This is a genomic window from Paraburkholderia phymatum (assembly GCF_040965635.1).
In the GTDB taxonomy this organism is placed as follows: Bacteria; Pseudomonadota; Gammaproteobacteria; order Burkholderiales; family Burkholderiaceae; genus Paraburkholderia; species Paraburkholderia phymatum_B.
The window spans coordinates 317,958-343,665 of record NZ_JBFRCH010000001.1 but is presented as its reverse complement, the minus strand read 5'-3'; the positions used below and the strand labels follow the sequence as shown (position 1 = coordinate 343,665).

The 25,708-nt window shown below is 62.9% G+C and carries 27 protein-coding genes; 5 read left to right on the top strand and 22 right to left on the bottom strand.

The window, feature by feature from the left end; genetic code table 11:
* Positions 1-112: 112 nt before the first annotated feature.
* On the top strand, positions 113-367 hold the full coding sequence (locus tag AB4Y32_RS01560) for an accessory factor UbiK family protein (RefSeq protein ID WP_087734194.1): 255 nt from the start codon (positions 113-115) through the stop codon (positions 365-367).
* 99 nt (positions 368-466) lie between these two features.
* Positions 467-2,041, top strand: a complete 1,575-nt coding sequence (locus AB4Y32_RS01555; RefSeq protein ID WP_368719652.1) for a YifB family Mg chelatase-like AAA ATPase — start codon at positions 467-469, stop codon at positions 2,039-2,041.
* A gap of 334 nt (positions 2,042-2,375) precedes the next feature.
* On the opposite strand, the gene AB4Y32_RS01550 is transcribed toward AB4Y32_RS01555, so the two are convergent.
* A complete protein-coding gene (locus tag AB4Y32_RS01550) occupies positions 2,376-2,972 on the bottom strand; it encodes a hypothetical protein (RefSeq protein ID WP_368719651.1) in 597 nt (198 codons plus the stop codon).
* Between the two features lie 328 nt (positions 2,973-3,300).
* Here AB4Y32_RS01550 and AB4Y32_RS01545 point away from each other — a divergent pair, with 328 nt between their 5' ends.
* On the top strand, positions 3,301-3,834 hold the full coding sequence (locus AB4Y32_RS01545) for a TlpA disulfide reductase family protein (RefSeq protein ID WP_368719650.1): 534 nt from the start codon (positions 3,301-3,303) through the stop codon (positions 3,832-3,834).
* Positions 3,835-3,913: 79 nt separating this feature from the next.
* On the opposite strand, the gene AB4Y32_RS01540 is transcribed toward AB4Y32_RS01545, so the two are convergent.
* The 8 genes from AB4Y32_RS01540 to ugpQ form a co-directional block, all read right to left on the bottom strand.
* Positions 3,914-5,269: a sigma-54-dependent transcriptional regulator gene (locus AB4Y32_RS01540; protein ID WP_368719649.1), complete on the bottom strand. Its 1,356-nt coding sequence runs from the start codon at positions 5,267-5,269 to the stop codon at positions 3,914-3,916.
* Between the two features lie 42 nt (positions 5,270-5,311).
* Positions 5,312-7,408 (bottom strand): sensor histidine kinase, encoded by a 2,097-nt coding sequence (locus AB4Y32_RS01535; protein WP_368719648.1) that lies wholly within the window; start codon positions 7,406-7,408, stop codon positions 5,312-5,314.
* 3 nt (positions 7,409-7,411) lie between these two features.
* Positions 7,412-8,692: a dicarboxylate/amino acid:cation symporter gene (locus AB4Y32_RS01530; RefSeq protein WP_368719647.1), complete on the bottom strand. Its 1,281-nt coding sequence runs from the start codon at positions 8,690-8,692 to the stop codon at positions 7,412-7,414.
* A 383-nt stretch (positions 8,693-9,075) separates the two neighbouring features.
* Entirely contained in the window at positions 9,076-10,149 is a 1,074-nt protein-coding gene (locus AB4Y32_RS01525) for an ABC transporter ATP-binding protein (protein WP_368719646.1), read from the bottom strand.
* Positions 10,150-10,163: 14 nt separating this feature from the next.
* On the bottom strand, positions 10,164-11,003 hold the full coding sequence (locus tag AB4Y32_RS01520) for an ABC transporter permease (protein ID WP_368719645.1): 840 nt from the start codon (positions 11,001-11,003) through the stop codon (positions 10,164-10,166).
* On the bottom strand, positions 11,000-11,941 hold the full coding sequence (locus AB4Y32_RS01515; protein WP_368719644.1) for an ABC transporter permease: 942 nt from the start codon (positions 11,939-11,941) through the stop codon (positions 11,000-11,002). Before AB4Y32_RS01515 ends, AB4Y32_RS01520 begins: the two co-directional genes overlap by 4 nt.
* 141 nt (positions 11,942-12,082) lie before the next feature.
* Complete coding sequence (locus AB4Y32_RS01510) at positions 12,083-13,189, bottom strand: ABC transporter substrate-binding protein (RefSeq protein WP_368719643.1); 1,107 nt, start codon at positions 13,187-13,189, stop codon at positions 12,083-12,085.
* A gap of 71 nt (positions 13,190-13,260) precedes the next feature.
* Positions 13,261-14,025: a glycerophosphodiester phosphodiesterase gene (gene ugpQ / locus AB4Y32_RS01505; protein WP_368719642.1), complete on the bottom strand. Its 765-nt coding sequence runs from the start codon at positions 14,023-14,025 to the stop codon at positions 13,261-13,263.
* Positions 14,026-14,336: 311 nt separating this feature from the next.
* Here ugpQ and AB4Y32_RS01500 point away from each other — a divergent pair, with 311 nt between their 5' ends.
* Positions 14,337-15,110: a DeoR/GlpR family DNA-binding transcription regulator gene (locus AB4Y32_RS01500; protein ID WP_368719641.1), complete on the top strand. Its 774-nt coding sequence runs from the start codon at positions 14,337-14,339 to the stop codon at positions 15,108-15,110.
* A gap of 229 nt (positions 15,111-15,339) precedes the next feature.
* Here AB4Y32_RS01500 and AB4Y32_RS01495 read toward each other — a convergent pair whose 3' ends face one another.
* The 7 genes from AB4Y32_RS01495 to AB4Y32_RS01465 form a co-directional block, all read right to left on the bottom strand.
* Entirely contained in the window at positions 15,340-15,816 is a 477-nt protein-coding gene (locus AB4Y32_RS01495) for an Hcp family type VI secretion system effector (RefSeq protein WP_368719640.1), read from the bottom strand.
* Between the two features lie 16 nt (positions 15,817-15,832).
* Positions 15,833-16,138, bottom strand: coding sequence for a hypothetical protein (locus AB4Y32_RS01490; RefSeq protein WP_368719639.1), 306 nt, complete (start codon positions 16,136-16,138; stop codon positions 15,833-15,835).
* Positions 16,135-16,614, bottom strand: coding sequence for a DUF2778 domain-containing protein (locus AB4Y32_RS01485; RefSeq protein WP_368719638.1), 480 nt, complete (start codon positions 16,612-16,614; stop codon positions 16,135-16,137). Before AB4Y32_RS01485 ends, AB4Y32_RS01490 begins: the two co-directional genes overlap by 4 nt.
* 20 nt (positions 16,615-16,634) lie before the next feature.
* Positions 16,635-17,123 (bottom strand): Hcp family type VI secretion system effector, encoded by a 489-nt coding sequence (locus tag AB4Y32_RS01480; RefSeq protein ID WP_368719637.1) that lies wholly within the window; start codon positions 17,121-17,123, stop codon positions 16,635-16,637.
* Between the two features lie 276 nt (positions 17,124-17,399).
* Entirely contained in the window at positions 17,400-18,389 is a 990-nt protein-coding gene (gene lipA / locus AB4Y32_RS01475; RefSeq protein WP_368719636.1) for a lipoyl synthase, read from the bottom strand.
* Positions 18,390-18,402: 13 nt separating this feature from the next.
* Complete coding sequence (lipB, locus tag AB4Y32_RS01470) at positions 18,403-19,170, bottom strand: lipoyl(octanoyl) transferase LipB (protein WP_368719635.1); 768 nt, start codon at positions 19,168-19,170, stop codon at positions 18,403-18,405.
* Positions 19,171-19,246: 76 nt separating this feature from the next.
* Positions 19,247-19,573, bottom strand: a complete 327-nt coding sequence (locus tag AB4Y32_RS01465) for a DUF2917 domain-containing protein (RefSeq protein WP_368719634.1) — start codon at positions 19,571-19,573, stop codon at positions 19,247-19,249.
* 98 nt (positions 19,574-19,671) lie between these two features.
* Here AB4Y32_RS01465 and AB4Y32_RS01460 point away from each other — a divergent pair, with 98 nt between their 5' ends.
* Positions 19,672-20,694, top strand: coding sequence for a transcriptional regulator GcvA (locus AB4Y32_RS01460; protein WP_368719633.1), 1,023 nt, complete (start codon positions 19,672-19,674; stop codon positions 20,692-20,694).
* Between the two features lie 28 nt (positions 20,695-20,722).
* Here the strand turns inward: AB4Y32_RS01460 and AB4Y32_RS01455 are convergent, their stop codons facing one another.
* The 6 genes from AB4Y32_RS01455 to AB4Y32_RS01430 form a co-directional block, all read right to left on the bottom strand.
* The gene (locus AB4Y32_RS01455; protein ID WP_087734212.1) at positions 20,723-20,992 is read right to left on the bottom strand and encodes a DUF493 family protein; all 270 of its coding nucleotides are present in this window, start codon (positions 20,990-20,992) and stop codon (positions 20,723-20,725) included.
* Between the two features lie 89 nt (positions 20,993-21,081).
* Complete coding sequence (locus AB4Y32_RS01450) at positions 21,082-22,302, bottom strand: D-alanyl-D-alanine carboxypeptidase family protein (RefSeq protein WP_368719632.1); 1,221 nt, start codon at positions 22,300-22,302, stop codon at positions 21,082-21,084.
* Positions 22,303-22,689: 387 nt separating this feature from the next.
* Positions 22,690-23,334: an alpha/beta hydrolase gene (locus AB4Y32_RS01445; RefSeq protein ID WP_368719631.1), complete on the bottom strand. Its 645-nt coding sequence runs from the start codon at positions 23,332-23,334 to the stop codon at positions 22,690-22,692.
* 41 nt (positions 23,335-23,375) lie between these two features.
* A complete protein-coding gene (locus AB4Y32_RS01440) occupies positions 23,376-23,699 on the bottom strand; it encodes a (2Fe-2S) ferredoxin domain-containing protein (RefSeq protein WP_152761509.1) in 324 nt (107 codons plus the stop codon).
* A gap of 176 nt (positions 23,700-23,875) precedes the next feature.
* Complete coding sequence (locus AB4Y32_RS01435; protein ID WP_368719630.1) at positions 23,876-25,036, bottom strand: VanZ family protein; 1,161 nt, start codon at positions 25,034-25,036, stop codon at positions 23,876-23,878.
* Positions 25,037-25,066: 30 nt separating this feature from the next.
* Positions 25,067-25,693: an ABC-type transport auxiliary lipoprotein family protein gene (locus AB4Y32_RS01430; protein WP_368719629.1), complete on the bottom strand. Its 627-nt coding sequence runs from the start codon at positions 25,691-25,693 to the stop codon at positions 25,067-25,069.
* Positions 25,694-25,708: the final 15 nt, after the last annotated feature.

The following is a 25,708-nucleotide window of genomic DNA, read 5'->3' as shown; positions in this document are numbered from 1 at the left end:
CGTCCACGCCGGAACGTGGCGGTGGCGTGTCTGCACCACAAACGATCATTCAGTGTTGCGAGGCACGCACGTAACGACACATGCACATTTTTTGTGCAACAAGGGGAATGAAATGAAACAACCAAACGACGTCTTCAACGACTTTCAGGCGCGCGTGAGCGAGCTGTTCAAGAACTCGCCGGCCAAAGATGTCGAACGCAATGTGCGCGCGATGCTGTCGCAGGGCTTCTCGAAGCTCGATCTCGTAACGCGCGAAGAATTCGATACGCAGACGCAGGTGCTCGTGCGCACCCGCGCGCGTCTCGAGGAGCTCGAGCGGCGCGTCGCCGAACTCGAACAGAAGCTGCCCGTGACGCAATCTTCCTGAGCACGCTCATCTGATCTGCACTCACAGGCAAGCGGCCCGTGACGTCATCAGCGCTTTAAGGTGGACGCGCCCGCGAGGCGCGTCTGGACGGGAGAAAACATGTCGCTTGCCGTGGTGCGCAGTCGCGCGCCGGCCGCTGGCCGCGCGCCCGAAGTTACCGTCGAAGTCCATCTCGCCAACGGGCTTCCTTCTTTTTCCATTGTCGGGCTGCCCGATCTCGAAGTGCGCGAAAGCCGCGAACGCGTGCGCGCGGCGCTGCTCAATTGCGGGCTGGATTTTCCCGTCCGGCGCATCACCGTCAATCTCGCGCCCGCTGATCTTCCGAAGGAATCCGGACGTTTCGATCTGCCGATTGCGCTCGGCATCCTGGCTGCAAGCGGGCAGATTCCCGCCGAATCGCTCGCGCATCGGGAGTTTGCGGGCGAGTTGTCGCTGACGGGCGCGCTTCGGCCAATGCGCGGCGCGTTCGCGATGGCATGCGGCACGGCGCGCGGTCATTCGCCGTCGGCCGATGCTTCTGCCGACGCGCAATCCGATCGAGCCGAAGATCGCATATCCGAGCTATATCTGCCGCTTGCCAGCGCAAAAGAGGCGGCGCTCGTGCCCGGCGTGGCTGTTTATGGCGCGGTGGATCTGCCGTCGCTTTGCGCGCACCTCGCTGGTGAAGCCGATGCGCGCCTGTCGCCCGTCGCGGCGCCGGCGCTGCCCTGCGCCGCAGCCGCAACGCAACCCGACATGGCCGACGTCATCGGCCAGCGCGGCGCCCGGCGCGCGCTCGAAGTGGCGGCGGCGGGCGGGCATCACATGCTGATGATCGGTCCGCCCGGCGCGGGCAAGTCGATGCTTGCCGCGCGCCTGCCGAGCCTCTTGCCGCCAATGACCGACGATGAAGCGCTCACGTCCGCAGCCCTGCTGTCAGCCAGCGCAACCGGCTTCACGCCCGCGCAGTGGCGTCGGCGGCCGTTTCGCGCGCCACACCATTCGTCGAGCGCGGCGGCGCTGGTCGGTGGACACAATCCGCCGCAACCAGGCGAGATAACACTCGCCCATCTGGGCGTGCTGTTCCTCGACGAGCTGCCCGAATTCGACAGGCATGTGCTCGAAACGCTGCGCGAGCCGCTGGAAAACGGCCGCATCACGATTTCCCGGGCGGCGCTGCAGGCGGATTTTCCCGCTGCGTGTCAGCTGATCGCGGCGATGAACCCCTGTCCCTGTGGCTGGCGCGGCGACCCGGGCGGCCGCTGCCGATGCACTCACGAGGTCGCCGCGCGCTATTTGCGCAAGCTGTCGGGACCGCTACTCGACCGCATCGATATTCAGATCGAGATTCCAGCGCTCTCGCCTGCCGAACTGTCCGCGCGCTCGACGACGCAAGGCGAGGTGAGCGCATCGATCGCGCAACGGGTGGAGGCGGCGCGGGAACGACAGCTCTGGCGGCAAGGCAAGATGAACCGCGAACTGACCGGCCGCGAAGTGGACGAAGTCTGCCGGCCCGACGGTGACGGCGAGCGGCTCTTGCGCGAAGCGGGCGAGCGCTTCGGCTGGTCAGCGCGCGCTTACTATCGCGTGCTCAAGGTCGCAAGAACAATCGCGGATCTCGCGGGCAACGACGTCCCGAACGCGGCGCAAATCTCCGAAGCAGTGCAATATCGCCGGGCGTTCAGCACCCAGTAAAAGCTGCGGAAGACAAAAAACTGCATGTCAAGACTTGACTTATGCACATTTTCCGTCCTCTGATAAATTTAGATACATCTGAAAGGCCGTTGTGAGGCGCATTGAACATGTCTTTGATTTTATTGAATTTTTCAAAATGCCGAGATTCAGGGCAAACTGACAACCTGCCCGTCCGATGGGCATTTGCGGCCTACCGCACAGAGTTACTAACAAAGTTATCCACAGAACCTGTGAGTAACCGAAAAAGTCCCATGTAAACGAGAGATTAGCGGTCTTTTCTGCGAAGGAACTTTCACTTGCTCAGGTGTTCGTCGCCCATCTATCCGGCCCCAAATCAGTAAAGTTTGAACGATTCGAAGAATTGTTCGACCTGTTCCGGCGGCGGTTCCTTGCTCGCGATCACGGCCGCCTGATACACATGGCGCCCCTTGGCGACGAGCCGCGCGTGCATCGTCCGCGCTTCCTGTTTCGGGCCCGCCTTGCCGCTGAACGTCATCTCGAGCCCTTGCACCTGGCCGCCCGCCGCAAGTGGAATCGCCGTCGCGTGCGCGTTCGGCTCGGTGCCGAGATTGCGCGCGAGTCCCGCGCGCAGATAGTCGAGCGCCATGCGTTGCACCTGCGGGTCGTCGCTGGGCAGCATCACGGTGCCCACGGCGAACACGGCGTCGCCAGCCTCGGCGATTTGCATCGCCATTTTCATCGGCGTGCCGTCGATGTCGATCTGCCGCTCGTCCGACGTCGGTTTCGCGGGCAAATCGACCGTGTAGCCGTTGTCGTTGTTCATGATCGTGCGCCAGTCGTAGGTCGGCGAGCACGCGGCAAGCAGCCAGCCGGCCGACAGCACGGCGACCGCCGCCAGCAGCGAACCCAAAGCGGACGAGGAAGTGGACGGATGAAGGGAACGAAAGAAGCGGAGAACGGAACTGAGCATGACGCGGCGAGCGGAGATTACACGACGGAAACTATCATTATCCGCTGTCGACCGGAGTTAGCGCTTTAGCAGTCGACCGGAGTTAGCACTTTGGCGCCTTACTCCGGCCCCATGCAAAGCGGTCGACCAAACTCACCGCTTTAGCCCTACCCGCCCCATACAACCCTGTTATCCACCGCTTAACTGCGCCGCCAGCCACGTCGCGGGATTGCCGCTACAATATGAGACAAAATCCTGTCTGCCCGTGTCCGCTGCTGGTCTTGCCGCGTACCGGCGCCGCAAGGTGTTGTTCCGGCGCGCCTTCCGCGCGTTTCCCGAGGTCCCGTTCATGAGCCAAACCCTCCAAAGCAACGTCTCCCGGCGTTCGAGTCCGATTCGCTATATCGCCGCGGCTCTCGTTGCTGGCGCGATCGCCGTCGCGGGCTACTTCGCGTTCGGCAGCCAACAGCACGTGCCCGACGCGACGTTCACGCTGCTGTCCGGCCAGAAAGTGTCGACGGCCGATCTGAAAGGCAAGGTCTATCTCGTCAACTTCTGGGCGACGAGTTGCGACACCTGTATGAAGGAAATGCCGCAGATGATCCAGACGTACAACCGCTTCAAGGACAAGGGCCTCGAATTCGTCGCCGTCGCGATGAGCTACGACGCGCCGATGTACGTGACCAATTACACGGAAACGCGCCGCCTGCCGTTCAAGGTCGCGATGGACGACGGCTCGGCCGCGAAGCAGTTCGGCAACGTGCAGCTGACGCCGACCACGTTCGTCATCGACCGCAATGGCAAGGTGCTGAAGCGCTATGTCGGCGAGCCGCAGTTCGCGGAACTCGACCAGCTGCTGCAAAAGGCGCTGGGCACGACCTGATCACTCGAATCTCTCTTCCCGACGGCGGGCCTCGCGCTGAATCGTCACAGCGCAACCGCCGTCAGCAGCACCTCTCGCTTCACCGCTCCCCTTCCCCGCGCGCAGCCAAGCCGTAACGCTTGATCTTTTCGTAGAGCGTCGCCTTCCCGACCTGAAGCCTGTCCGCCGCCACCGCGACGGCGCCGCCCGTTTGCTCCAGCGCCTCGGCGATGACGGCGCGCTCGAACTGCTCGACGCGCTCCTTCAACGGCTGCGTAACCGACGTGAGGGCATCGTCGGCCGTCGTCGCCGTATCGTCGCCGACGCCCAGCACGAAGCGATCCGCCGCATTGCGCAGCTCCCGCACGTTGCCGGGCCATTCGCGCTGCATCAGATTCGTGCGCTGCCGGTCGGTGAGAATCGGCGCGGGCCGTTGATAACGCACGGCCGCGTCGAGCAGAAAATGCTCGAAGAGCGGCACGATGTCCTCGCGCCGCTCCGACAGCGGCGGCAGCGCAATCGTCACCACGTTGAGCCGATACAGCAGATCCTGCCGGAACGTGCCGGCCGCGACGTGCCCGGTCATGTCGCCCTTCGCCGCCGCGACGATGCGGCAATCGACACGTATCGGCTGGTTCGAGCCGAGCCGTTCCAGCACGCCGTCCTGCAGCACGCGCAGCAGCTTGACCTGCAACGCGAGCGGCATGCTTTCGATTTCGTCGAGAAAGAGCGTGCCGCCCGACGCGTGCTCGAGCTTGCCGATGCGTCGCTTCGCCGCGCCCGTGAACGCGCCCGGTTCGTAGCCGAACATCTCCGATTCGAACATCGGCTCGGGCAGCGCGCCGCAGTTGACGGCAAGAAACGGCTTGTCGCGTCGCGGCGACAGCTCGTGCAGGCTGCGCGCGATCAGCTCTTTGCCCGCGCCCGTGTCGCCGTTGATCAGCACGGAGGCGTCTGTCGGCGCGACGTTCGCAATCAGCTTGCGCACCTGCTCGATGGCGGGACTGCGTCCGATGATGCGCGGCGCAAGCGTGCCCTGCTCCGCGAGTTCGCGACGCAGCGCGAGGTTTTCGAGCACCAGCGTGCGCCGCTCCAGCGCGCGGCGCACGGTCTCGATCAGCCGTTCCGACGCGAACGGCTTTTCGATGAAGTCATATGCGCCGTCGCGCATCGCCTGCACGGCCATCGAAATATCGCCGTGCCCGGTGACGAGAATCACGGGCACATCGGGCGCGCGCTCGCGGCATTGCGCGAGCAGGTCGAGACCGCTCGCGCCGGGCAAGCGGATATCGCTGACGATCACGCCCGAAAAATCCGCGTTGATCAGCCGCGCCGCCGATTCCACCGACGCATGCCCGATCACTTCGAACCCCGCGAGCTGCAGGCTTTGCACGCTCGCACGCCGCACGAGTTCGTCGTCTTCGATATAGAGGACCTGCACGCCCTTGTTCACCATGTTCCCTACCAATCTCTAACCATGCGTTGAATCCGCGCGGAATCACGAGCCCGTCGTGACGGAGTCCGCGATATCGGTTGCCTGCGCGCCCGCGCGGCGCAGCGTCAGCACGAACGCTGCGCCGCCCTGCGCATTGTTGCGCGCGATGAGCGAGCCGCCGCAATCGCGCGCAATCGACGAGCAGATCGCAAGCCCAAGTCCGAGTCCCTGGCCCATTTCCTTCGTCGTGAAGAACGGCTCGAAGAGTTGTGGCAGTACGTCGTCGGGAATGCCGGGACCATTGTCGCTCACGGTGATCTTGAGCAGCGCCTGAGCCGATTCCACGTCGATCGCAATGCGCGGCGCGGGCGTGCCCGCCACGGCGTCGAGCGCATTGCCGAGCAGATTGATCAGCACCTGTTCGAGCCGCAAGTCGTCGCAATGCGCGACCAGTTTCGGATCGTCGCTGTCGACATCGAGCCGCACAGGCGCCGCGCCTTCGTCGATCAACGATATATCGACCGTCACGCCTTGCAAACGTTTCTGCAACAGCGTCAGCACGTTGCGCAGCGCCCGCGCGACGCCCGCGCGCGCATTGCGCGGCCGCGCGCGGCCGACGAAGAGCTTCAACTGATTCGTGATCTTGCCCATGCGCTCGGTGAGCGCGGCAATCGCTTCGAGATTGTCCTTCGCCGAGGCATGGTCGCCGCGTTCGAGAAACACGCGCGTGTTGTCGGAGAAGCCGCGCAACGCGGCGAGCGGCTGATTCAGCTCATGCGTGATGCCCGCCGCCATCTGACCGAGCGCCGCGAGCTTGCTCGCCTGAATCAGTTCGTCGTGCGCCGCGCGCAACTCCTGTTCGGCACGCGTGCGCTCGCTCACTTCCTTCTTCAATTGCTCGTTTGCCTGCGACAGATCGGCGGTGCGCTCGGCAACGCGCTGGTTCAGCTCGGCATAGGCCTTCTGCAACAGCGCGCGGCTGCGCATCACTTCGCGCACGCGCGCGCGTCGCATGCGCCAGTAGAACAGCAACAGGCACAGTGACACATAGCCGAAGCCTGTCACTATCGTCGCGTAACGCGCGTCCGCATTGACGGGATCGATGGGCGCCATCGTGATGAGCCGCCAATCCGGCTCGCCGAGCGCGCGCGTCGACGCGAGAAAACGCGTCGCATAGCGTCCGCCGCCGATACGCACGATCTGCGCGCCGCCTTCGAGCGTGCGCACGACCGTCATCGGCAGCGGCGCGATTGGCTGGCGCGCGTACTGGCGCGTGGCGTAGATCGATGCGATCACATCGCGCGAAAGCGGCTTGACGGTGTGATACTTCCACGCGGGCACCGACGACAGAAAGATCACGCCGTGATCGTCGGTGACGATCAACGGCTCGGATGCGTCGGCACCCTGAAGCCATTCGAGATTCAGCTTGATGACGGCCACGCCGACAATCTTGTCGTCGCGTCGCACCGGTTGCGAAATGTAGTAGCCCGGGTCGAGCGACGTCGTGCCGATGCCGAAGAAGCGGCCGACCTTGCCCTTCTCGGCCTCGACGAAATACGGCCTGAACCGGTACTCCTGGCCGATGAAGCTGTCGCGCTCGTTCCAGTTGCTCGCCGCCACGCAACGGCCCGCCGCCGTGATGATGTACGCGACGTTCGCGCGGGCGCGTCGATTGAGGTCTTCGAGGTATTGATTGGCGCGCGCGACGTTGTCCGCGTCGGGCGCCACGAGTACGTCCTGAACGAGGGGGTGCTCGCCGAGCAGATAAGGAAGCGACTCGTAGCGCTCGAGCGTGCTTCTGAGCGCGTTCGTCGTGCGATCGGCGCGCACGGCGGCGTTGCGCCGCAGCGTATCGATGCCGTGCTGCCACGTGATGCTCCACGTGAGCCCGCAGGCTGCCACGAGCCCGGCGACGAGCGCGAACAGGATCAGCAGGCGGCGCGTCACGATGGCAGAAGTCGTTCGATGGGGATCGCCTATTGTGGCATATCGCGCCGCATCGTCGCGTTCGTCGGGCTGGTCGGGCCCATCGCACGCGTCGAAGCCGTCGGGCGCCTCGGCGCCCGCAAGACCATCGGATGCATCAGGCGGCGATCCATCGGACGCCGCCGCATTCGTTGCGAGCGGCGCCGCGCCATGTTGCCGCGGCGCCGCCTTCATGGCTCAGACCTCAGCCGTTTCATTGACCGACACATCGCGGCGCAATGCGGCGCGCAGCTTCGAGCGGTCCAGTTCCTTTTCCCATGCCGACACCACAACCGTCGCCACGCCATTGCCGACGATGTTCGTCAGCGCGCGGCATTCGCTCATGAAGCGGTCGATGCCGAGAATCAGCACCATGCCCGACAGCGGAATCGTCGGCACGACGGCGAGCGTCGCGGCGAGCGTGATGAAGCCTGCGCCCGTCACGCCGCTTGCGCCCTTCGACGTCAGCATCGTCACGGCGAGCAGCGTCAGTTGCTGGCCCCAGGTTAGGTCGGTGTTGGTCGCCTGCGCGATGAAGAGCACGGCCATCGTCATGTAGATGTTCGTGCCGTCGAGGTTGAACGAGTAGCCCGTCGGCACGACGAGACCCACCACCGAGCGCGAGCAGCCGAGCTTTTCGAGCTTCAGCATCAATTGCGGCAGTGCCGCTTCCGACGAGCTCGTGCCCAGCACGATCAGCATTTCTTCCTTGATGTACGCGACGAAGCGCAGGATGTTGAAGCCCACCATCCGCGCGATGATGCCGAGCACCACCACCACGAACACGATCGACGTCAGATAGAACGTGCCGATCAGCTTCAACATCGGCAGCAGCGAGCCGATGCCGTACTTGCCGATGGTGAACGCCATCGCGCCGAACGCACCGATCGGGGCGAGCTTCGTGATGATGCCGACCATGCCGAACAGGATGCTCGACAGGCTTTCGATGAAGCTCGTCACCGGTTTGCCGCGCTCGCCGATATGCGCGAGCACTGCGCCGAACAGCAGCGCGACCAGCAGGATCTGCAGGATTTCACCTTGCGAGAACGCCGATACGAGCGTGTCCGGAATGATGTGCATCAGGAAGTCGACCGTCGTCTGGCCATGCGCCTTCGCGGCATACGACGCGACTTCCTTGCCGTTGAGCGTGGCGGGATCGACGTTGAAGCCGACGCCCGGCCGCAGCAGGTGCGTCGCGGCCAAGCCGAGAATCAGCGCGAACGTCGAGACGATTTCGAAGTACAGCAGCGCCTTGCCGCCCACGCGTCCGACCTTCTTCATGTCTTCCATGCCGGCGATACCCGTCACGACGGTACAGAAGATGATCGGCCCGATCACCATTTTGATCAGCTTGATGAAGCCGTCGCCGAGCGGCTTCATGTCGGTGGCGAGCGACGGATAGAAGTGCCCCAGCGCAATGCCGATGATGATCGCGACGATCACCTGCACGTAGAGGACTTTATAAAAAGGTTTCTTCACGATGGTGTTCCTGCAATGGAGTAAAACCAGGGTGGACCGAAGGCCGGCCACGTGGCGCATGAGGTACGGTCAGACGTGCGTCATGCGCGGTGAGCAAGCCCGCGACAAGACGACGAAATCAGAGAGACCAGAACAGGAACTCGGGCATCGTTGTCTCCTATCGACCAGAGTTGGCGCTTTAGCGCGTTACTCTGCTTTGTAGTGGATGGGCCATTGCGGCCGCACGTCTCTTTCGCAAGGTCGATGCCAGCGCGCATAACAGACGTAGCGCATTGATTTACAAGGCCAATTCGGCTGGATGACGAAACGATGCTTCCGGGTTTCCGGAAATCCGGAATGCGAGCGTCCGGATTCCCGAACGCCGTTATCGACAGAACCCAGGGCTAACCCTGGGCTCCTTCTTCGAGCACGAGCAGGTTCTCGTGCGAGAAACCGAGCGCAACAGGCTGGCCGCGTTCGGGTAATCGGCGGTTCGGATCGTTGAAGATGTCGAGCGAGATCACTTCGTCCTTCACGCGCGTCCGGATGCGCACGATCGCGCCGAGAAAGCTCACTTCTTCGACGGTCGCCGTCAGCGTATTGCGGCCCGCGGCAGGCGCTTCGAGCACGATCGCTTCGGGACGCAGCGCGAGCATGCGCTTCTTGCCCGCATCGCCGACGGGCAGAGTTTGCGTCGTGCGCAGTTCCTGGCCGTCGACGGCCATGCGCCCCGTCGACGGATCGATCACATGCCCGGACAGAATGTTCAGCGTGCCGACAAACGACGCGACGAAACGTGTGCGCGGATAGTTGTAGATCTCGAGCGGCGTGCCGATCTGCTCGACGCGCCCTTCGTTCATCACGACGATGCGGTCGGAAATCGACAGCGCCTCTTCCTGATCGTGCGTAACGAAGATCGACGTGATGCCGAGCTCGCGTTGCAGCGCGCGAATGTCCTGCCGCAGCGAAACGCGGATCTTCGCATCGAGCGCCGAGAGCGGTTCGTCGAGCAACAGCACTTGCGGCTTACCCGCGAGCGCGCGTGCCAGCGCGACGCGCTGCTGCTGCCCGCCCGACAGTTGCCACGGATACCGCTCGCCGAGATGCGGCAGCTTGATCAATTGCAGCATCTCGTCGACGCGCTGTTTGATTTCGCTTTGCGGACGATGCGCGACCTTGAGCCCGAAGCCGATGTTCTCGGCGACCGTCATGTTCGGAAAGAGCGCATACGCCTGAAACACCATGCCGACCTTGCGCTGCCGCGTGCGCAGATGCGTGACGTCGCGGCCGTCGAGGCGGATCGTGCCGCGCGTCGGCGCCTCGAAGCCGGCGATCATGCGCAGCACCGTCGTCTTGCCGCAGCCCGACGGCCCGAGAAACGTGACGAATTCGCCGCGCTCGATCTTCATGTCGAAGTGATGCAGCGCCGTGTTCGCGCCGAATGTCTTGTGCAGGCTGTCGATTTCAAGAAACGCCATGACGTTGCCTCGATTTAGGGCTTTTGTGCAGCGAGCGTGCGTGCGGAGCCGAATACCTGAATCAGCCCCATCGACGCCCACGTGACGGCAAATGCGATGATCGCGAGCGCGGACGGCTCGTAGGCGCGGTTTGCGCCGATCAGTTGCAGATACGGACCGAACGCCGGACGGTCGAGCAGGCTCGCAATCGTGAACTCGCCAATCACGACCGCAAAGGTGAGAAACGCACCGGACAGAATGCCCGAGCGGATGTTCGGAAAGATCACCTTGAAGAGAATGGTCGGCCAGTTCGCACCGAGGCATTCGGCTGCTTCCGTCAGCGAACGGATATCGACGGCGCGCAGCCCGGCATCGACGGCGCGATACATGTACGGCAGCGACAGTGTCACGTAGCCGAACACGAGCAGCAGATCGGTCGCGCGTTCGTTCGACGTCAGCGGGAGAATCGAGCTGCTGTTGTAGATGCGCAGATAGCCGAACACGATCACGATCGCGGGCACGACGAGCGGCAGCAGCGTGATGAACTCGACGATGCCGCGCAGCTTCGGCAAACGCAATTGCACCCAATACGCCGTCGGCACGACGAGCAGCACGCCGACTACGATCGTCAGCAACGCCATCAAAATCGAGTAGCCGAACGACGCCTGAAAATGCGAGTCGGAGAGCACGACCTGGTACGCGTCGAAGCTGTACGTGCCGCGCCGCATGCGCAGACTGAATTCGAAAGTCGCGAGCAGCGGAATCAGAAAGTACAGGGACCCGACGATCATCGCGGTCCATGCGCCAACACGCGATTGCGTGTTCGTTTGTGCGTGCGATTGCGTGTGCGACGGGTTGTTCGATCGCGTGCTCATCTGCGCCCCCTTTCGGCACGCGAGCGCAGCCAGATATAGCCGCCGTTCGACAGCCCCGTCACGAGTATCATGCCGAGCGCGAGCGCATAGCCGAGGTTCTGGTTGTGCAGCACGTCGCCGCGAATCTGCGCGTAGAGCAGGATCGTCACGATGTTCAGCGAACTGCCCGTCAACGCATACGCCGTCGCGACCGCGCCGAACGAGTTTGCGAACAGCAGCAGCGTCGCGCCCAGCACGCTCGGCCACAGCACGGGCAACGCCACGTAACGCCAGTACTGATACGCGGTACCGCCGAGGCAATCGCACGCTTCGCGCCACTCGCGCTTCAGGCCGTCGAGCGCGGGCGTGATGATCAGCACCATCAATGGGATCTGGAAATACAAGTAGGTGATCGTCAGGCCCCAGAAGCTCAAGATGCTGAAGCCCGTTGAATAAAGATTGACGCCCGTGTACTTCTTCAACAGCACCGTGACGAGGCCGACGCGCCCCAACGTGCAGATGAACGCGAACGCGAGCGGCACGCCGGCGAAATTCGATGCGACGCCCGAGAACGTGAGCAGCGTCGGCCGAATCCATCCCGGCAGCTTGCCATGCACGGCCGCCCATGCGAGCAGCGAGCCGAGCACCGCGCCGCCGAACGCCGATGCCGCGCTCACCTTGAAGCTGATCCAGTACGCGTCGAGCGTGCCTTCCTGGAACAGGTCGCGCATGTTGGCGAGCGTGAAGTGGCCTTGCGCGTCCTGAAACGCGCCGACCATCAGAAAGCCCGTCGGCAGGATCAGGAACAGCAATGCAAAGGCAAAGAACGGCATCACGCCGATCCACGTCCACAGCGGCGACGACCGGCCCGGACCGTCGACCTTCGGCGCGGGCACCAGCACGGACGGAACCATCAGGTCCGCCTGGCCGCCCGGCCCGGCTTCCGATGAAGCGCTCATCAACTCACCCTCGCTCACCCTCGCGCCCCCTCGAACAGACACGCCTGCCCTGCCTCGCGTGGCATCATCGCCATCCGGCAGGCGATGCGGGCGGCGCAGCGCGGCCCGCATCGCAACGCGCATCGCAACATCACGCCGCGCTTACTTGACGTTCGCGCCGACGACCTGGTCCCACTGCTTCGTCACGACGTCCTTCGTCGCGTCCTGTTGCGTCAAGGTCGGGAACACGGCGCTCTTGTATGCGGACGCAGGCGGCAGCTTGTCGAGCAGTGCCTGCGGCACCTTCTTCTGCGAGACCAGTTCGTTGTAACGGATCGGATGGCAATAGCCCGTCAGCCAGCCGATCTGGCCTTCGTCCGAATACAGGTATTCCATCCACAGCTTCGCCGCGTTCGGATGCGGCGCGTACGCGCTGATCGCCTGCACGTAGACGCCCGCGACGACACCCGTCTTCGGCACGACCACGTGTACCTTCGGGTTGCCCTTGAGCGTGTCGCGGTCGGCGAGCGCGTTGTAGTCCCAGCGGACGATGATGGGCGTCGTGCCTTGCGCGAGCGATGCCGCCTTGCCGATCACGGGCACGAAGTTGCCGCTCTTGTTGAGATCGGCGAAGTACTTGAGGCCGGCCTGGCTAGCCTTGTTCGCGTCGCCCTTCGCGACGGAGAGGCCCGCTGCGTACACGCCCTGGATCGCCTGGTTCGCTGAGCGCGGATCGCCCGCGAGCGACACGGCGTTCTTGTAGTCGGCCTTTTGCAGATCGCTCCAGTCTGCCGGGACCTTGTCGATCATGTCCGCGTTCACCTCGAACGCGAGCACGCCGTAGTAGTCGCCGTACCAGAAGCCCTCAGCATCTTTCGAGTCGTCCGGAATCGACTTCCACGTCGACACCTTGTACGGTTGCAGCAGACCTTGCGCCTTCGCGGCGGGACCGAACGAAAGACCCACGTCGATCACGTCGGGCGCCTGCGGACCCTTGTTGCCCTTGTTCGCCTTGATCGCTTCGATCTCATCGCCGGACCCCGCATCCGGATTCAGCTCGTTGACCTTGATGCCGTACTTCTTCTGGAATGCCGCAATCATCGGGCCGTAGCCGCACCAGTCGTGCGGCAGGGCGATTACTGTGAGTTGCCCTTCCTGCTTCGCGGCGGCAACGAGCGCATCGGAAGGCGCCGCTGCCGCATTGCTCGCGACGGTCACGCCGGCCAGCGCCGACATCGAAAGCAAACAACGTAACGTGGTCGGTTTCATGGTCTTCTCATCCTCTGCCGAAAATTGCTACGTTAGGAAAACGGGTTATCGACGTCTGTGTCCCTGCACACTTAGCTGACGACGTCCTCGCCGATCATATCGAGGCGATCGGTACAAATCATGTCGACGCCCCACTTCGCGAGTTCGCGCGCGCGCGCCGGATCGTTCACCGTGTACGCGAGCACGCGCAGCCCGGCGTCGCGCATCGCGCGGACGTTCTGTTGAGTCAGATGTCTGTGGTTCGCATGCAGCGATACGCACGCAAGTTCGCGCACGATGCGCAGCCAGTCGCTGGGCAGTGCATCGAACAGCATGCCGCGCGGCAGTGATGGCGCGGCATCGCGCGCGGCTTTGAGCGCGTCGAATGAAAATGAGGAAAGAAGAGGCTTTCGTGCGCGCCACAAGTCCTTCGCGGCGAGCGCGACGAGACGCCCCGTGATCTCGTCGCGGCCCGGACAAGGTTTGATTTCGATGTTGGCAGCGATCGCTTCGCGCTCACAGCGCGCCGCCACTTGCGCCAGTGTGGGCAGACGTTCGTCCTTGAAGCGCGCATCGAACCACGCGCCCGCATCGAGCGCTGCGAGCTGTTGCCACGTGTGTTGCGCGGCGGGGCCGCGGCCATTGGTCGTGCGGTTGAGATTGTCGTCGTGCAGCAGAAAAACTTGATTGTCGGAGGAGAGCTTCGCGTCGAACTCGATCATCCTGTAGCCGAAACGAATGCACGCGTCGAAGCCTGCAAGCGTATTCTCCGGCGCGCGCTTACCGCCGATTCGATGTGCGACGAGCCGTGGATAAGGCCAGTCTGCGGATAGTGCCTGATCGATCCCGTTGCTCATCGTGCGTGCCTTCACAATGATCTGATGGAACTGCGGCCTGCGTGGTGCGCCCGTCGACTGCGACGGCTTATCTTATTCTGAGGATCGCGAATGTTTGGATTGTTTCAGGTCTGGCGCAAATGCCTCAGAATGCGAAGGCTAAATATAAATACCCAAACTTGCAAGCTCCCAAAAAAGTACAACCCAAAAGTATACACGTATCGCGTCGTTATGCGCTTTGACATCGCTCCGACACAATGCATTGATAGTCATCCCGTGTATAGAAACGCGACGGCCGCACAACGTTTAAGAACAGGCGAGGAAGATCACGCATGTGGCAGGAAGATCGTCATCAGAGAATACGCGCGCTGCTGTCCACACTCAATCGTGTATCGACGGAGCGCATCATGGCGGACCTGGGTGTATCGCGCGAGACGGTGCGGCGCGACCTGCTCGATCTCGAAGCGCTCGGTGAACTGCGGCGCGTGCATGGCGGCGCGATCAAACCCGCCGACGAAGCGCCCATCGCCGAGCGTGCGCAGACGCATGTGAAATCGAAGAAGGCCATCGCGAAGGCCGCGACAAGTGTCGTTGCAAGCGGACAGACGCTCTTCATCGACGCAGGCACGACGACCGCGGCGCTTGCCGATGAGCTCGCAAAGCTCGCGAACCTCACCGTCATCACCAATTCGATCGACGTCGCGCTGAAGATGCGCGGCGTGCCCGAACAGCGCGAATCGTGGGCGAACGAGGTCATTCTGCTGGGCGGTTCGATCAGCGACCGCGCGTTATCGACGACAGGCGATACGACCATCCTCGACATCCAGCGTTATCGCGCCGATATCGCGCTGCTGTCACCCGTCGGCGTCGACCCAAGGCATGGCGCGACCAACTATGACCGCGCGGAAACGGAAGTCGCGCGAGCGATGATCGGCAACGCGGACAGCGTCGTGATACTCGCGGATTACAGCAAGATAGGTCAGCGCAGCCGCATCGCGTATTGCGCGCCCGAAAAAATCGATCTGCTGATTACCAACGGGAAAGCGGTGGACATACCCGCATTCGCGCAATTGAAGCGCAAAGTGGGGAAGGTGATTCTCGCGTGACTTTGTAGTGGGTCCGGTCGGGGTCTCGGGATAACTTTGCGTTGTTGTATTTTTGTGCGTTTTTCCATTGCACATCAGCAGGTGAGCCGCGTGCACTGCGCCATGAATCGCACGAAACAAAAAAGCCCGCTGGAGTGGTGGCGGCGAAAGTGCCTAGTCCGCGTCGAGAGCTCCCGCTTCGCGAACGGGTTCGAAATTATCGTAGGCAGACGGTGCCGCCAGCATGCGCCTACCGTGAGACGTTCTCTTTGACGTCGATGAGCGCGGTTATTGTTCCGGCATTCCCGCCTATGGCGTTCTGGAGAATGTATTCCTTCTTCATTCGCGCGAACGATAGCCCGACCTTTTCAATACAAGCCTGTCCGCCTGCAAGCGGCTGGACTCGTGAGATCACAACGTCATAGAGGGTAATGCGCATGAACTCGTGGGGGACGCCACCGGCCTTGCGCATTGTCAGCCTTGCTTCTTGAATGTGCTTGCCGGTGAAGCAGTGGCGCGCGAGGTTCGGACTTGCGCGGTCCATCATATGCGTGAATTCCAGATCACTAACGGTCGCCTTCGCCGCGCCACCTCCCGATCCTGACATCATTGCTGATTGCTGCTCAACCTTCCATGTCCAGTCAACCACGTCGATTTCGTTCAGGTGCATCGCGTCTTGTGATTCACCGTCGATGCCTTGAATCTTGATGAAGATGTCGTTTGACATTGAATTCCCTGATTCGTTAGTTATGCTGTGATAAGCGCATGACAAGTCGCCATGCAAACCTGCTTGCAGGAACAACGATTGTCGCAGCCAGCATCAGGTCCACGATGATAAGCACTAGATCGCAAGCATCCTCTATATCCATAGACTCGCGATTGTAGGTTTCCGAAGCGAAGGAGCGATAGGCTACCCACCTAATCGACGCCTTGAACCATTCCGGCGTGTCGAAGTAGTGGGCAAAGGTGAAGCGGCCAATCGGTATCATCACGAGAATGCACACACCAAACGTGGCAACACACCAACCGAAGAGCGCAAGGCGTTTCATCGCACATCTACCCGACCATAGGCTTTCATATCGGTGCCTGGTACGGACATTGTCGCGCCCGTGGCGAGTAGGTAACTGCGAAGCCTTTCAAAATCGGCGGGGTTCTTGATGGTGATGCAACCATCGCTCCTGTGGTGGGGTCCGTCAGGGTGCAGGCGGAAAAGGCCGCGCTTTACCCCATGCACCATCGTCGCATCGCCCGTATATGGGTTCCAGAGCATGAACCACTTACGCCTGTCGGTGGTGCCAATGGCGGCCCCGAAATCATCAAGTACCCACCCGAACCAGCGGCCTGAACTTCTATCCACGATGTAGTAAGTGCCGGGCGGTATCGCGCCCACGCCCACATCGGCTACAAAGTCGGGATTGTTCGTGTCCTTTCCATGACCCGAATAGGCTTCTACCGAACCGAAGCCCGAGCAGATTAGCGGCGAAGTGTCTTTCCTGTTGAGTGTGTATGTGCAAGACACCGGCATGGTTGTGCGTTTCCTTCAGGTTAGAACGGGAGTTCATTCCAGTCATCTTTAAAGATCAGATTGCCGTCGAGGTAGGCCCATGTGATCGAGGAGTAGCGAAGTTCCACGAGTTCCGTATGGTTTTGCGTTTGCTTGGTTTGGTCTTTGAAGTTCGGCATGCGTGGAGAGATTGAAGAGACTCTTACGCCCGTCATGGTCATCCTGAAGTATTCGACCTCGTTGCCTGCTTCATCGACCCGATACCAGCGCAATATCGCCTCGCCCAATAGCTCGCTTCTTGCGATGGCCCGGTAGAGGATCGGTGATGCCCGATCGATTTCCTTTTCGATGCAGAGTGGCCGATGCACCCGCGTTCCCATCAGTCGCCCGGTATGTCCGTCAACGGGCGTGCTCATGCCGTGCGCGACGCTCAGGACTTCGATACTGCCATCACGGCCTGAAACTTTGCTGGACCCGACGATATCGGCTCCGTTTGAATCTTTCAGCCACAAGTGAAGCGGAATTGCCATATCAGAACCTTGTAACCCGGTGTGCGAAATTCGCTTCTACACCGTCGTCGCAGGCTTGCAAATAGGACGAGTTCATTTGCGACAATCTTTGACATCTACCAATGCGACGCGCATAGCGGACCGCGAAAAGTCGCGCGGGGTCCACTTGCGGAACGCCCCCCACCCGGGCGGCAGGGAGCATGTGGGGCTGTGTCGCTATTCAAATCGCAGACGAAAAAAAGCCCGCTTTATTAAGCGGGCTTTTCTGCTTCAACCGGGCGCTACTGCTGCACGCGCTCAGACCACGCCAGCATCATGCGCCTGCACATCGGCGTGATAGCTCGAACGCACCATCGCGCCGACAGCCGCGTGCGTGAAGCCCATCTTGTACGCTTCTTCCTCGTACATCTTGAACGTGTCGGGATGCACATAAGCGCGCACGGGCAGGTGGTGCTCCGACGGCTGCAGATACTGGCCGATGGTCAGCATGTCGACGTTGTGCTCGCGCAGATCGCGCATCACCTGGAGGATTTCTTCTTCCGTCTCGCCGAGACCGACCATCAAGCCCGACTTCGTTGCGACATCAGGATGCAGCGCCTTGAAGTCCTTCAGTAGCTTCAGTGAATGCGCGTAGTCCGAACCCGGACGCGCTTCCTTGTACAGACGCGGCACCGTTTCGAGGTTGTGGTTCATCACATCGGGCGGCGCGGCGTTCAGGATGCCGATCGCGCGATCGAGACGGCCGCGGAAGTCCGGCGTCAGGATTTCAATGCGGGTTTCCGGCGACAGCTCACGCGTCTTCTGGATGCACTCGACGAAGTGCGCCGCGCCGCCGTCGCGCAGATCGTCGCGATCCACGCTCGTGATCACCACGTACCTCAGCTTTAGCGCGGCGATCGTGCGCGCGAGGTTGCCCGGCTCTTCGGGATCGAGCGGATCAGGACGGCCGTGTCCGACGTCGCAGAACGGGCAGCGGCGCGTGCACTTGTCGCCCATGATCATGAACGTCGCGGTGCCCTTGCCGAAGCATTCGCCGATGTTCGGACAGCTCGCTTCCTCGCACACCGTGTGCAGATTATGCTCGCGCAGAATCTGCTTGATTTCGTAGAAACGGGAATTGCCCGTCGCCGCCTTCACGCGGATCCAGTCGGGCTTCTTGAGTTTTTCGATCGGAACGATCTTGATCGGAATGCGCGCAGTCTTGGCTTGTGCCTTCTGCTTCGCGGTAGCGTCGTAAGGCGCCGGAGCGGCGTTCGAAGCGGCGGAATTCGCGGTAACGTCAGTCATTCGTTCGTTCCAGTCAGGCGGCGATGACGCCCGCCTGCAGTTGGCCAACGGCTGCGGGGCGGCCGTCGATGTTGGCGATGAGGCTTGCTGCCAGGGTCCGGGCTACGTCGTCCCAGCCGGCTGCGACGCCGAGCGTCGCCATGTCGACTGTTTCCAGCCCCGCGTAACCGCACGGATTGATGGCGAGAAACGGCTGCAGATCCATGTTCACGTTGAGACTCACACCGTGATAGCTGCAACCGTTGCGGATCTTCAGGCCCAGCGCGGCGATCTTCGCGCCGACGTGCAGCCCTGCATCCGGCTGCTCTGGCGCGACGTAGATACCCGGCGCGCCGGCCTTGCGTTCTCCGGCGAGATTATACGCCGCGAGGGTGTCAATCACGGCCTGCTCGATCCGCGTCACCAGTTCGCGCACCATCAGCTTGCGGCGACGCAAGTCCAGCAGCAGATACGCGACCACCTGGCCGGGACCGTGATACGTGATCTGTCCGCCGCGATCGACCTTGACGAGCGGAATGCCGCTGTCGGCAGCGAGCAGATGCGCGGGATCGCCGGCCTGGCCGAGCGTGAAAACGGGAGGATGTTCGACGAGCCAGATTTCGTCTGAGGTTTCGGACTCGCGGGCGTCGGTGAATGCACGCATCGCGTCGAAGCTGGCCTGATAGTCCTCCGAGCCGCGCCAGCGCAACGTCACCGGCTGCGCGGGATAAGCTCGCGCAGCGGCGTCAGGCTGAGTTGAACTCGGAGATACGGGGGACGATGAAACCGGCGTGGCACACATGATTTCGGGAGTTTACCGAAAACCTGCGCGCCTCGCCGGCCCAGAGGACAATAAGCAGGATCGAAGAGCAGCGCGATCAGACGGTACGCCATCCCGAGCGGAGCCACGCGCCGAAACGTTCGCTGACGCGGGCAAACCAGTTGAGCGCCTTCTCGTCGGGACGCGTCGGCACGAGGAAGGCCACGCGCGCCTGCGTGCCCCGCTCGACTGACAGCCACAGCCGCTCGCCGCGCCGCAGACGCAGCGTCTTGCCCGGTTCGAGCCAGTAATCTTCGACATCGTCGCTCCGCGTCACCCACACCGCACCGCCCGAGACGGCGAGCCGCGTGCTGCGCGTGACCTTCATCGGAACGGTTTCGCCGGCTACGATTTCAAACGTGATGCTAGAGGAAATTTCTCGCATGATGGCCTCGCCAAAAGTCGCTTCATGGCTACAATCGTAGGCGTGGCAAGGGTTCACGCCAAACGATCATTTTTCACGGCTTTGTGAGAAAAATTGCGATGGATCTTCGTCAACTGCCGGCGCTGAACGCGATCAAGGCCTTCGAGGCCGCCGCCCGACATGAGAGCTTTTCGCGCGCGGCCGACGAGCTGTTCGTCACGCACGGCGCCGTGAGCCATCAGATTCGCGCGCTCGAGGAAGAACTGGGCGTGAAGCTCTTCGTTCGCGACGGCAAGCGCGTGCGGCTCACCGATGTCGGCCGCCGCTATGCCGCGCAGGTGCGCACGGCACTGGTATCGCTCGCGGAAGCCACGCGCGAGATTCGCGCCGGCGACCGCGACCGCCGGCTCGTCGTGTCGATGCTGTCGTCGTTCGCGGCGCGCTGGGTGACGCCGCGCATCGGCAGCTTCATCGAGGCGAATCCGCAGTGGGATCTCGAACTGCTGTCGACCAACGCGCTGACCGACTTCGCCCGCGACGACGTCGATGCCGCGATCCGCTTCGGCTACGGCAACTATTCGGGCCTGCACACGGAACTACTGCTGGAGGAAGTGTTTTTCCCCGCCTGCTCGCCGGCCTTCAACGGCGGCAATCTGCCGAAAACGCCCGCCGATCTCGCCAACGTGACGCTGCTGCGCTCCGACGACGAACTCTGGCGTCCGTGGTTCGACGCGGCAGGGCTCACCGACTGGCCCGAGCCGAAGCGCGGCGTGCTGTATCAGGATTCGTCGAACCTGCTGCAGGCAGCCATCGACGGCCAGGGCGTCGCGCTTACGCGCCGCTCGCTGGCGATGCACGAAATCGCGGCGGGCCGGCTCGTGCGGCTTTTCGATATCGACGCTCCGAGCCCGTGGCAGTATTTCTTCATCTGTCCGCCGCAGATGTTGCAGACGGCGCGCGTCAAGGCGTTCCGCGACTGGGTGTTCGACGAAGTCGCGCGCTTCAGGAAGCTCTTCGAAAAAGCGTGCACCGAAAACGCGATGCGCTCGGCGACACTGGGGAGGCAGGGAGACAAAGAAACACAGACCGCGCCGGACGCATTGCACGTCCAGCTTCCCGCAGCGGCACAGACGGAGCGCTAGCGCGCCACCGCCCGTGCATCAAGACGCTTTACAGCACGACCTTCACCATCGGATGCCCGGTCAGCGCCCGGTAGATGTCGTCGAGATGCTCGCGGTTCAGCGCGCGCACCGTCACCGTCAGGCCGGTGTAGTTGCCGCCGCTCGAAGGCCGCACTTCGATACGCGTCGCGTCGAAACCGCCGTCGAACTGGCGGATCACCTCGACGATCGTCGTCTGGAAATCGGGGTGCGACTTGCCCATCACCTTGATGGGGAAATCGCAGGGAAAATCTATCAATGATTCGTTCACGGGACTCATCCTCGACTCCTTCACTCACCGCACGCAATCACCCCATATGATTGCGCGCGGAGAAAAAGCAAGCCGCAGATCCTGTTCTTGTTGCCGGCTTACTTCTTCTTGTTGAACATCAGCATCATCGAATCCCACACGCGGCCGACGATGCCCGCCTGCGGCACAGCCTGCAGCGCGACCAGCGGAACCTGCGCGAGCGTCTTGCCGTCGGCGACGAACTTCACGCTGCCTACCTGCTGGCCTTCCGTAATCGGCGCGATCAGCGGATCGGCGTGCTCGACCTGCGGCTTGACCTTGTCGCCCAAGCCCTTCGGCAGCGTGATGTACTGATCGGACTTCACGCCGAGCTTCACCGTATCCTGCGAGCCCTTGTAGACGCGCGGCGTCTCGATGACCTGGCTCGCCTTATACAGACGCACCGCGTCGTACGCGGAGTAGCCGTAGTTCAGCATCTTCAGGCTGTCCTGCACGCGGTCGTGCTCCTTCTGCTCGCCCATCATCACCGTGACGAGACGGCGCGACGCGTCGGGCACACCCGCCAGCGGACGCTTCGCGGTCGCGATCAGACAGTAGCCGGCCGCCTGCGTGTGGCCCGTCTTCAGCCCGTCGACGGTCGGGTCGATCCACAGCAGACGGTTGCGGTTCGGCTGCTTGATCTTGTTATACGTGAATTCCTTCACCGAGAAGATGTTGTAGTAGTCCGGGTAGTCGCGGATCAGGCGCGCGGACAGGATCGCGAGGTCGCCCGCCGTCGTGTAGTGCTGCGCATCGGGCATGCCGTTCACGTCCGAGAAGTGCGTGTGCGTCATGCCGAGCTTTTGCGCTTCCGCGTTCATCAAGTTGACGAACTGCGATTCGCTGCCGCCGACCAGTTCCGCCAGCGCGATCGCAGCGTCGTTACCCGACTGCACGATCATCCCGTAAACGAGGTCGTGCACGGTGACGGGCTTGTTCGCCTCGATGAACATGCGAGATTCATCCGTCTTCACGCGGCGCACCGCTTCGCTCGGATTGATCGTCTGATCCATCGTGATTTTCTTCGTGCCGAGCGCCTCGAACACCAGATACGCCGTCATCAGCTTGGTCAGCGACGCCGGCTCGACGCGCTCATCCGGATTGCCCGATGCGAGCACCTGATTGCTGGTTGCATCGACGAGCACCCACGAGCGCGCGTTCACGCCCGGCGGCGGCACCTGCGCGAACGCGCTGCTCGCGACTAGCGCAGCGGGCAGAACGAGCCCCAGGGCCAGCTTGCTGGCGACGGTTTGCGGAATGAAAGAAGCGAGGCTGGAATGGCCGGGGTTCGAAAGGCGCATAGGATCGGTTCGGACAGAAGTATGTTCTGGGCGCGCAAAGACGCGCAGTTCGGATGTTCGCGTGATGCCGGATTCGCAGGCGCCGCCGCGCGCAAGCGGTGCGGCGTCGATTTGACTGCTCGTCAGACCATCGGTTCGCGGTCGGTTCGCGCAGCGCGCCTCGCATCTCGCGCCGAATCCGCCATCCAGACTCACGGACAGGCGATTCGATCCACCAGACGGGCAACGCTGCGCCCAAAAAAAGAGCGCTCATTATACAAGCGGCTGCCTGACAATTTGCCTTGAGTTTGTGGTGTCTCAGCGAGTTTTTTCCCGCAGTTGCGCGGGTTTTATGACGACAAAGGGCGGCACGCGGCCGCCCTTGTTTCCGATGCGTGAGCGCGTGAATCAGCGCCACGCGTCGACGATGATGCGCTTGAGGATATGCAGCTTGCGATGCAGGAAATGCTCGGCGCCCGGAATCACGATGACGGGCAGTTCTTGCGGACGCGCCCAGTCGAAAACGGACTGGATGGGCACGGTGTCGTCGGTTTCGCCGTGGATGACGATCGTGTTTTCCGGCACGGGCGCGACGTCCCAGCGGCTCGCCGCCGTGCCGACGAACACCATCCGCTCGATTTCCTTGCCCTCTTCGCGCAGCCGCGCGGCGACGTGCGACAGCACGAACGTGCCGAACGAAAAGCCTGCGAGCACGAGCGGCAGATCGGCCTGGCCAGGCTGCGCGCGCATATGGTCGAGCACAGCGAGCAGGTCGTCGCGTTCGCCGATGCCGGCGTCGTGCGCGCCTTGCGTTTCGCCTACGCCGCGAAAATTCGCGCGGTACGTGATGTAGTTCAGCTGAACCAGCGTGCGCGCGAGCGTCTGCGCGACCTTGTTGTCCATCGAGCCGCCGAAGAGCGGATGCGGATGCGCGACGAGCGCGATGCCGCGCGGCGCGGCGTTCGCATCGCGCGTTGCATCGGGTACGTCGAGCGCGACTTCGATCTTGCCCACCGGGCCGTCGATCAGATACTTCTTCGTTTGTGCATTCATCGTGTGGTGTCGCTGTTGTCGCTATCGGGGCGCGGTGAGCATCAACGGTCGATCAGCAGACGCTCGACGATCTTGCCGTTCACGAGGTGCGAATCGACGATCTCGTCGATATCGGCTTGATCGACGTACGTGTACCAGACCCCTTCCGGATACACGACGATGGTCGGCCCTTCCTCGCAGCGATCGAGACAGCCGGACTTGTTGATGCGCACCTGGCCGGGACCGGCGAGGCCGAGTTGCTTCACGCGTTTCTTGGCGTACTCCTGCATTTCCTGCGCGTTGCAGTTCGCGCAGCACGGACGCGATGCGCCCGGCTCGCGCTGGTTCAGACAGAAAAAGACGTGATACTTGAAGAAAGAGTCCATGATGACTGGCGAGTGAAATCCGTTGACGGCGCGGCGCGCGCGAATCGTACGGCGCGCCGGGCAGCAGGAGACGTGGTGCCGTCGATTATAACGACGGGGCTCGAACGCCGCAGATCGCACGGCGATGCCCATGCGGAGTCCATGTGCGCGGCACGGCGATTCACGACGCGCGTACATCACGCGCGCGACCCGTGCCTTCTCGACATCAATGCGTGTTCCGCCGACAAACCGACCCACACGAGCACCGCATACGGCCACATCCACGCGAGCCAACGCGCGAGGCCGTTGAAGTGCAGATATCGCCCTTGCCGCCAGTCGGCGAGCACGACATCGAAATACGGATTGATGGGCAGCAGATTGACGAACACCAGCGAAACGGCGATCGCCATCACCGCGAGCGCGGCACGCGAGCTGCGCGGCAGTTTCAGCGACAGCAGCATCGCGACGAAACCGCTTGCGAGGCCGATTAGCGCGCCCGGCGTCGCCCAGTTGAACGCGAGACCCGATTGCGATTGCAGGAACGTCGCGCCCGCCTTGACGACGAGCGTCGCGACGACGAACCCGATCAGAAGCCGCGCGCGCGGTGCGCGCTCGCGCATCGGCAGCGACGCGAGCGCGCCCGCCGCCAGCAGATTGAGCGCGGTGATGATGGCTTCCCACGCGTCGTCGGGCAGCCACGACGCGACGAACGCGGGCCATGCCTGCACGTGCCAGGCTGCGGGCGTCCATGCGAGCAGCGCGTCCTGCATCGTCGAATCGAAGCGCAGCCACAGATCGCGCGGCCACGCGCCGAGGCCGAACAGCAGCGGCGACGGATACATCGTCGCGAACGGCCACAGAACTGCGAGTCCGATCACGGCCGTGCGATCGCGCTCGAACCACAGAAAACGCATGCGGCGCAGCATCCCGCGATCGAGCAGCGCGCCCGTCAGCGGCGACATCAGCGTCGCGCCGAGCAGCGCGCCGAGCGCATTCGCGGCGAGATCGAGATTCGACGCAACGCGTGTCGGCAGCCAGGTCTGCACCGCCTCCATCACGCCCGACAGCAGCGTGCCGAGCCCGAACGCGATCGCCACGGCCAGCGCGCCGCGCCAGCGCGGATAGACGGCGAGCACGACGAGCGCGCCGAACGGCATGTAGCCGAGCACGTTCGTCACGACATCGAAGGCCGTCAGGTACTGCGGAAAAGGATCGAAGAGGTAGTCGAGCGGACCGATGCCGAGCGAGCGCCAGCCCATGAACGGATACCACGATCCGTAGACGATCAGTGCCGCATAAAGCGCGAGCGCCTGCCTCGCAAACGCCGACGGCCGGTGCTGCCACGGCTTGTCAGCCATCCAGCGCTCCCATGACCGCGCGAGCGTCCGTCATTGCTGAGCGACGAGCGCTTGCACGCCGAGCCACGCGGAAATCTGCGCGACGAGATCGTCGGTGGCGGCTGCGAGCGCGCGCGCGCCGCCCGCTGCGTCGGCCGAACTCGACGGCGCGCGCGCAAGGAACGTGCGCTGCCCGACCACCTTGCCGTCGACGAACAGCGTCGTGCGCGCGGTGACGGAGCCGTGGCTCTCCGACTGGCCGTCGAAGTCCTGTTCGAACTCGTCGAGGTCTACCTTCAGCACGGGAGCGTGCACGCCGTCACCGCCCGTGAGCACCGTGCCGCGCGACGACAGCGCATTGCGCAGCCGCTGCGTCAGCAGTTGCGCGGGCGGCATCGTCCAGTGGCTGGTCGCATACGAGGCCGTCTGCTGCGAGTCCGCATACGAGAGGCGATAGACGAGCTTGTCGGAGTCGAGCATGGCGGGCGCCGTGACATCGAGCACCTTGATCGCCGGCATCGTGCCCGTGCTCGCCGGCAACGGCGCCGGGCCGAGGTCGTAGCGGATATCGGCGAGCGCGGCCGGATTGCCAGCGCAGCCGGCCAGCGCGCCGAGCGTGAGCAGCGCTGCGGCGAGCGCGGCGCGCGTGATGAAGAGTCGGTGATTCGAACGTGACATTGCCTATTCCTTTGA

What these genes read in the sequence shown, in the direction of transcription:
- AB4Y32_RS01455 (WP_087734212.1), bottom strand. Translation starts at nt 20,992, where the DNA reads ATGAGTCCCGTGAACGAATCATTGATAGATTTTCCCTGCGATTTCCCC.
- AB4Y32_RS01525 (WP_368719646.1), bottom strand. Translation starts at nt 10,149, where the DNA reads ATGGCGTTTCTTGAAATCGACAGCCTGCACAAGACATTCGGCGCGAAC.
- AB4Y32_RS01485 (WP_368719638.1), bottom strand. Translation starts at nt 16,614, where the DNA reads ATGCCGGTGTCTTGCACATACACACTCAACAGGAAAGACACTTCGCCG.
- AB4Y32_RS01535 (WP_368719648.1), bottom strand. Translation starts at nt 7,408, where the DNA reads ATGAAGGCGGCGCCGCGGCAACATGGCGCGGCGCCGCTCGCAACGAAT.
- AB4Y32_RS01430 (WP_368719629.1), bottom strand. Translation starts at nt 25,693, where the DNA reads ATGTCACGTTCGAATCACCGACTCTTCATCACGCGCGCCGCGCTCGCC.
- AB4Y32_RS01510 (WP_368719643.1), bottom strand. Translation starts at nt 13,189, where the DNA reads ATGAAACCGACCACGTTACGTTGTTTGCTTTCGATGTCGGCGCTGGCC.
- lipB (WP_368719635.1), bottom strand. Translation starts at nt 19,170, where the DNA reads ATGTGTGCCACGCCGGTTTCATCGTCCCCCGTATCTCCGAGTTCAACT.
- AB4Y32_RS01450 (WP_368719632.1), bottom strand. Translation starts at nt 22,302, where the DNA reads ATGCGCCTTTCGAACCCCGGCCATTCCAGCCTCGCTTCTTTCATTCCG.
- AB4Y32_RS01500 (WP_368719641.1), top strand. Translation starts at nt 14,337, where the DNA reads ATGTGGCAGGAAGATCGTCATCAGAGAATACGCGCGCTGCTGTCCACA.
- AB4Y32_RS01435 (WP_368719630.1), bottom strand. Translation starts at nt 25,036, where the DNA reads ATGGCTGACAAGCCGTGGCAGCACCGGCCGTCGGCGTTTGCGAGGCAG.
- AB4Y32_RS01465 (WP_368719634.1), bottom strand. Translation starts at nt 19,573, where the DNA reads ATGCGAGAAATTTCCTCTAGCATCACGTTTGAAATCGTAGCCGGCGAA.
- AB4Y32_RS01480 (WP_368719637.1), bottom strand. Translation starts at nt 17,123, where the DNA reads ATGGCAATTCCGCTTCACTTGTGGCTGAAAGATTCAAACGGAGCCGAT.
- AB4Y32_RS01445 (WP_368719631.1), bottom strand. Translation starts at nt 23,334, where the DNA reads ATGAATGCACAAACGAAGAAGTATCTGATCGACGGCCCGGTGGGCAAG.
- lipA (WP_368719636.1), bottom strand. Translation starts at nt 18,389, where the DNA reads ATGACTGACGTTACCGCGAATTCCGCCGCTTCGAACGCCGCTCCGGCG.
- AB4Y32_RS01440 (WP_152761509.1), bottom strand. Translation starts at nt 23,699, where the DNA reads ATGGACTCTTTCTTCAAGTATCACGTCTTTTTCTGTCTGAACCAGCGC.
- AB4Y32_RS01515 (WP_368719644.1), bottom strand. Translation starts at nt 11,941, where the DNA reads ATGAGCGCTTCATCGGAAGCCGGGCCGGGCGGCCAGGCGGACCTGATG.
- AB4Y32_RS01490 (WP_368719639.1), bottom strand. Translation starts at nt 16,138, where the DNA reads ATGAAACGCCTTGCGCTCTTCGGTTGGTGTGTTGCCACGTTTGGTGTG.
- AB4Y32_RS01540 (WP_368719649.1), bottom strand. Translation starts at nt 5,269, where the DNA reads ATGGTGAACAAGGGCGTGCAGGTCCTCTATATCGAAGACGACGAACTC.
- AB4Y32_RS01460 (WP_368719633.1), top strand. Translation starts at nt 19,672, where the DNA reads ATGGATCTTCGTCAACTGCCGGCGCTGAACGCGATCAAGGCCTTCGAG.
- AB4Y32_RS01520 (WP_368719645.1), bottom strand. Translation starts at nt 11,003, where the DNA reads ATGAGCACGCGATCGAACAACCCGTCGCACACGCAATCGCACGCACAA.
- AB4Y32_RS01555 (WP_368719652.1), top strand. Translation starts at nt 467, where the DNA reads ATGTCGCTTGCCGTGGTGCGCAGTCGCGCGCCGGCCGCTGGCCGCGCG.
- AB4Y32_RS01550 (WP_368719651.1), bottom strand. Translation starts at nt 2,972, where the DNA reads ATGCTCAGTTCCGTTCTCCGCTTCTTTCGTTCCCTTCATCCGTCCACT.
- AB4Y32_RS01560 (WP_087734194.1), top strand. Translation starts at nt 113, where the DNA reads ATGAAACAACCAAACGACGTCTTCAACGACTTTCAGGCGCGCGTGAGC.
- AB4Y32_RS01545 (WP_368719650.1), top strand. Translation starts at nt 3,301, where the DNA reads ATGAGCCAAACCCTCCAAAGCAACGTCTCCCGGCGTTCGAGTCCGATT.
- ugpQ (WP_368719642.1), bottom strand. Translation starts at nt 14,025, where the DNA reads ATGAGCAACGGGATCGATCAGGCACTATCCGCAGACTGGCCTTATCCA.
- AB4Y32_RS01495 (WP_368719640.1), bottom strand. Translation starts at nt 15,816, where the DNA reads ATGTCAAACGACATCTTCATCAAGATTCAAGGCATCGACGGTGAATCA.